Source organism: Beijerinckia sp. L45, from assembly GCF_009765775.1.
Classification (GTDB): domain Bacteria; phylum Pseudomonadota; class Alphaproteobacteria; order Rhizobiales; family Beijerinckiaceae; genus RH-AL1.
Map to the genome: position 1 here is coordinate 13020 of NZ_LMUU01000029.1, position 4632 is coordinate 17651.

Below are 4632 nucleotides of genomic sequence, written 5' to 3' on the forward strand. Positions count from 1 at the left end.
AAACACCATTCGGGAGCTTGCTTTTGTATCTGGCTCGTGACGGCCATCACGACGATATCAGGCCGTACAGCGTTGTAGCGCTCGCAATTGATGACAACTGCGGGACGTCGTCGTGAGCCGCGTCTTCGAGATTATCCCAGACGCGTTCAAATGCCGGCGTGCTCAAGGCAGATATGGCAACAGTCAACGCATGTTCGACCGAACGCGCTTTTTCGTTTTCACGCTTGCTTACAAAATCGAGGAATCGCCAATTTCGGCCACACGATCCGGCGGCAGGCGTTCGAGTTGCGCCTGGATCCTGTCTCGAAGTGCCTGCGTATCGGAGTCCATATGACTTCCCGCCGGTCCAAGCGGTTTGCATGCCATCAGCCAATCATAACACGCCCCGGCTCCACCCGCAGCACCTGAGCCTGGCCGGTGATTGGGGCAAACGCGGTCTCGTCGGCGCCGGTCATCCAGACCTGGCTCGCCAGGCCGGCCAGCGCCTCGAACAGGGCCAGCCGGCGGGTGGCGTCGAAATGCGCGGCGATCTCGTCCAGGAGAATGAGCGGCGCGAGGCCGCTCAACGCTGCCACCAGCCGCGCATGGGCGATCACCAGCCCCACCAGCAAGGCCTTCTGCTCGCCCGTCGAGCACAGCCCCGCCTCGATATCTTTGGGCCCGTGACGAACCAGCAGGTCGCTCGCCTGCGGGCCGATCAGGGTGCGGCCGGCGGCTGCGTCTCGTGGGCGACTGTCGCGGAGGATCGCGCGGTAGCGGTCCTCCGCCTCCAGAGCGGAGTGCGTGGCGCACAAGGCTTCGACGTCGCCGTGAAGCGCGACGTCGGCCCAGGGAAACGGCGAGCTTGCATCGTGCGTCTCGCCGATCAGGGTGGCCAAACGCGTCACCGTCTCGCTGCGCGCGGCGGCTACCGCCACCGCGAGTTCCGCGACCTCGCGCTCGATGGCGTCCAGCCAGGCGCGGTCGCCGCTTTCTTCCAGCACCTTGTTGCGCTGCCGCAGCGCGCGCTCCAGCGCCGCGACCCGTGTCCCGTGCTCGGCATCGACGGCAAGCACGAGACGATCAAGAAAGCGTCGGCGCTCGCCGGGCGAGCCGGCGAACAACCCGTCCATCGACGGCGTCAGCCAGACGAGGCGCAGATGGTCCGCGAAGGCGCGGGCGGAGCCGACCGGCTCGCGGTCGATGCGGTAGCGTCGTGCCGCCGGCTGCCCGCCCTGGGCCGGCTCCAGCCCGGTGCCGAACTGGCGGATGCCGTCGCCGGTGTCGAGTTCGGCCGAGACGGCGAAGCCGCCGCTGCCGCCGACGCGGGCGCAGGCGCCGAGTTCGGCCCGGCGCAGGCCGCGGCCCTGCGCCAGCATCGAGATCGCCTCGAGCAGGTTGGTCTTGCCGCTCCCATTCTCGCCGGTCACCACGATGGTCTGCGCGCCGATGGCAAGATCCAGCGCCGCGTAGGAGCGGAAATCGCCGAGCACCAGCCGGCGGATTTTTGCCGGCGCGGCGACGGCGTCCGCCGCGCCATCAGGCAGCGCGGCGCCGGTCACCGCATGCCACGGATCGGCAGCTGGCCGTCCACGCTGTCTCCCCAGATCAGGCTATGCGGAACGCCGCGCGGCGGTGCCGGGAAAGGGCCGGCTTGGCTGACGGCGTTCATCGCCATGCGGTCGATCTCCGGGTTGCCGCTCGTCTGACCCAGCCCCATCGTGAGAATCCGTCCGCTGTCATCGATATGGAACAACACGGTCACCTGACCGCCTTCCTGATAGCGGTTCAGGCGCGGCAGGGCTCTGACCTTTTTCATGATCATGCCCTGAACGATCGAGAGAAAACGCACGTCTTCCGTGCCGCCGGCGACCGGGACACGGGGCGCCGGCGCCTCGATGCTGAAGCTCTTCAGCCCGGACAGGCCGGCGAGTGTCTGCGCAGCGTCCGGCTTTGCCGTCTTCGTCTTGGACTTGGCCTTCGACTCCTTGGCCGGCGGCGTCTTCTTGACCTCGGGCGTCGCCTTGTCGAGGGCCTCCGCATCCGGTTTGTCCTCGGCCGGCTTCGCCGTCGTGGCCTCTTTGGCGGGCGAGGGCTGCGCCGGCTCGGCCGGCGGGGTCGGCTGCTTCGGTCCCTTGGGTTCGCTCTTCGGCTGCGCCTGCCTGGTGTCGACCGTCTTCTTGTCTTCGACGGCGCGCGGCGCGTCCTTGGCGGGCGACAGGTCTTCCTTCACCTCGGGTGGCGGCACTTTGGGCGGCTCCGGCGGCGGCGGTGCCTTGGTCGGCTCGGGTAACGGTTTCGGCTTGTCCTGCGGCGCCGCGGGCGGCGGCGGCGGCTCGACCACGATCTCGATCGGGGTTTCCTCGGCCTGCACGACCTCCTGCGTCGCCTTGGTGTCGCGATACAGGAAATAGACGAGCAGCGCGGCGTGGATGAGCAGGACGAGGACGAGGATGGCGATGAAGCGCGAGCGCGACCAGAACGGCGCGCGCTTTTCCCGCGCGAAGAAGCGCTGGTCTTCGCGGGCGGTGAGGGCAGTTGCGGCGGCGGTCGGTTGCGTCATGGCCATACAAGAAACGTCACATCATGGACGCTGCCGCCCATGCCAGCGAAAAGCGACGCAGCGTCTTGTTCCGCCCCGGGAATTCGACGACGCTGGGTCTCCTGCCACATGGCATGGGACTTCGGGGGTCACCGGGGCGATTCTGAGGCACGGACCGCAAAGGCGAAAGAATCGTGGGCGACCAGCTGATCCTGCGCCCTTTGCGGCCCGCCGACATGCCGGCCTTGGCCGACCTCTGGGTGCGCTCCTGGCAGGAGACGATGCCGGCCATCGATTTTGCCGCGCGTCGGGATTGGATCGTCGGGTTTCTGGCCGGGCCGGAGGCGGGGGCGCGGGCGACGCTCGTGGCGGAGCGGGATGGCACGCCGGTGGGGTTCGTGACGACCGAGCCGGCGCGGCGGTATCTGCATCAGCTGGTGGTGGCGTCATCGGCGAAGGGCGGCGCGTCGGGGAAGGCGTTGCTGGATGCCGCAAAGCGGGACGCCGCCGACGGCCTGATGCTCGACGTCAATCAGGACAACGCACGCGCCGTGCGGTTTTATGAGCGCGAAGGGTTTGTGCGCGAGAGCGCCGGCGTCAACGCGGCGTCGGGGTTGAAGACATGGCGGATGGTGTGGCGGCTGCCCCTTCTCCCGCCTGCGGGAGAAGGTGTCGCGGCGAAGCCGTGACGGATGAGGGCGGTGCTGGCTGCACCGCAGCCTTCTCACGTCGATGCCCTCATCCGATCCTCGCTCACGCGAGGACCACCTTCTCCCGCAAGCGGGAGAAGGGAAGCCACCTCGTTGCCGGTGCGGATGGCGGCCGCTAAGTTGTCCGTACTCAGCGTCATTCAGGATCGTACATGTCCCTCTGGGCAAAGCTTTTTGGACGCGCGTTTCCTTTGAAACCCAGTCCGAATATGGTCCGGATCTTCGTCGAGCGGGCCGCCGCAACACGTGCGCTCCTGGCAGACGAGGCCAGCAAGCAGGTCGTGCGCGGCGCGTTGCAGCGGCTCGGGGCGGCGGGGTTGCGGATCCGTCCTACGCTGGACCGGGATCTCAACGTCGTCCGCTGCCTGCGCGTTCTCGCCGATCGCTGCGAGCCCGACAAAATCACCGCGCTCTTCAAAGGGCGGGCGGGACGATCCATCGACCGGGACGTGTTCTGCGGGTTGGCATCCGAAACGGACACGTTTCTCGACGTCGAGGACGTCGATTCCATTCTTCCGCAATTTGCAGAGCTCTCCGACGAAGAGTTGGGCGCGATGCTCGATGTTCATTCCTATTCGATCTTCGCGAACGCGGTCATGATCTCCATCGTCAACGACGGTGACGCTGACGAATACGTGCGGCGCCATATCGACGAGCTGGCTGGCTTGGCGTTCGGCGATTTCGAGATCGAGTCGGTCGAGGCATCGCGGGATGCCGATCGGATTGTCGGGCGCATCACGTTGGTTACTGGCCAATCGGTCTCCTTCGCGTTCAGCGCTGCAAAGTGGCCCGACCTGACGCCGTTTTTCAAGGCGATGAATGGTTTGGTGGAGCCTCTGGGGACGGGGCGTTTTGTCGCCTTCGTCACGGGCTGCACCGAAAACCTCGTCGCGATCTATCTGCGCCCGGGCGAGCAGGTGGCTTTTCGCGAATGGGAGGACCGGAACTGGGCGCGCGGATCGTCGCCGGTCGATTGGTTCGAATAAGCCCGTTTCCCCCTTCTCCCGCTTGCGGGAGAAGGTGTCGCGGCGAAGCCGTGACGGATGAGGGAGGTGCCTGTTGAACCGCAGCGTCCCCACGTCGACGCCCTCATCCGATCCTCGCTGACGCGAGGACCACCTTCTCCCGCAAGCGGGAGAAGGGAGGCTGTACTACTTCGCGAACTTCCGATCGCGCTTCGCCAGCGTGCGCAGCCGCAGCGCGTTGAGCTTGATGAAGCCTGCGGCGTCGCGGTGGTCGTAGGCCACCGCCCCTTCCTCGAAGGTCACCAGATCCTGGTCGTAGAGCGAGTTTGGGGACGACCGCCCGACCAAAATCGTGTTGCCCTTGTAGAGTTTCAGCCGCACCTGGCCCGACACGTAGGCCTGGCTCTTGTCGATCAGCGCCTGCAGCATCTCGCGC

4 protein-coding genes and 1 pseudogene are annotated in these 4632 nt (G+C 66.7%); 2 read left to right on the forward strand and 3 right to left on the reverse strand.

Annotated elements, in window-relative coordinates; genetic code table 11:
- Positions 1 to 365: 365 nt before the first annotated feature.
- Both recF and GSQ79_RS02440 read right to left on the reverse strand, forming a co-directional pair.
- Positions 366 to 1541, reverse strand: coding sequence for a DNA replication/repair protein RecF (gene recF / locus GSQ79_RS02435; protein ID WP_246725050.1), 1176 nt, complete (start codon positions 1539 to 1541; stop codon positions 366 to 368).
- A complete protein-coding gene (locus GSQ79_RS02440; protein WP_158807148.1) occupies positions 1538 to 2548 on the reverse strand; it encodes a TonB family protein in 1011 nt (336 codons plus the stop codon). Before GSQ79_RS02440 ends, recF begins: the two co-directional genes overlap by 4 nt.
- A 167-nt stretch (positions 2549 to 2715) precedes the next feature.
- On the opposite strand from GSQ79_RS02440, the gene GSQ79_RS02445 reads away from it, so the two are divergent.
- Both GSQ79_RS02445 and GSQ79_RS02450 read left to right on the forward strand, forming a co-directional pair.
- Positions 2716 to 3210, forward strand: coding sequence for a GNAT family N-acetyltransferase (locus GSQ79_RS02445; RefSeq protein WP_246725051.1), 495 nt, complete (start codon positions 2716 to 2718; stop codon positions 3208 to 3210).
- A 173-nt stretch (positions 3211 to 3383) separates the two neighbouring features.
- Positions 3384 to 4217, forward strand: a complete 834-nt coding sequence (locus GSQ79_RS02450) for a hypothetical protein (protein ID WP_158807149.1) — start codon at positions 3384 to 3386, stop codon at positions 4215 to 4217.
- Positions 4218 to 4382: 165 nt separating this feature from the next.
- On the opposite strand, the pseudogene GSQ79_RS29265 reads toward GSQ79_RS02450, so the two are convergent.
- Positions 4383 to 4632, reverse strand: a pseudogene (locus GSQ79_RS29265) (argininosuccinate synthase domain-containing protein); the annotation flags it as partial.

What these genes read in the sequence shown, in the direction of transcription:
- GSQ79_RS02440 (WP_158807148.1), bottom strand. Translation starts at nt 2,548, where the DNA reads ATGGCCATGACGCAACCGACCGCCGCCGCAACTGCCCTCACCGCCCGC.
- GSQ79_RS02450 (WP_158807149.1), top strand. Translation starts at nt 3,384, where the DNA reads ATGTCCCTCTGGGCAAAGCTTTTTGGACGCGCGTTTCCTTTGAAACCC.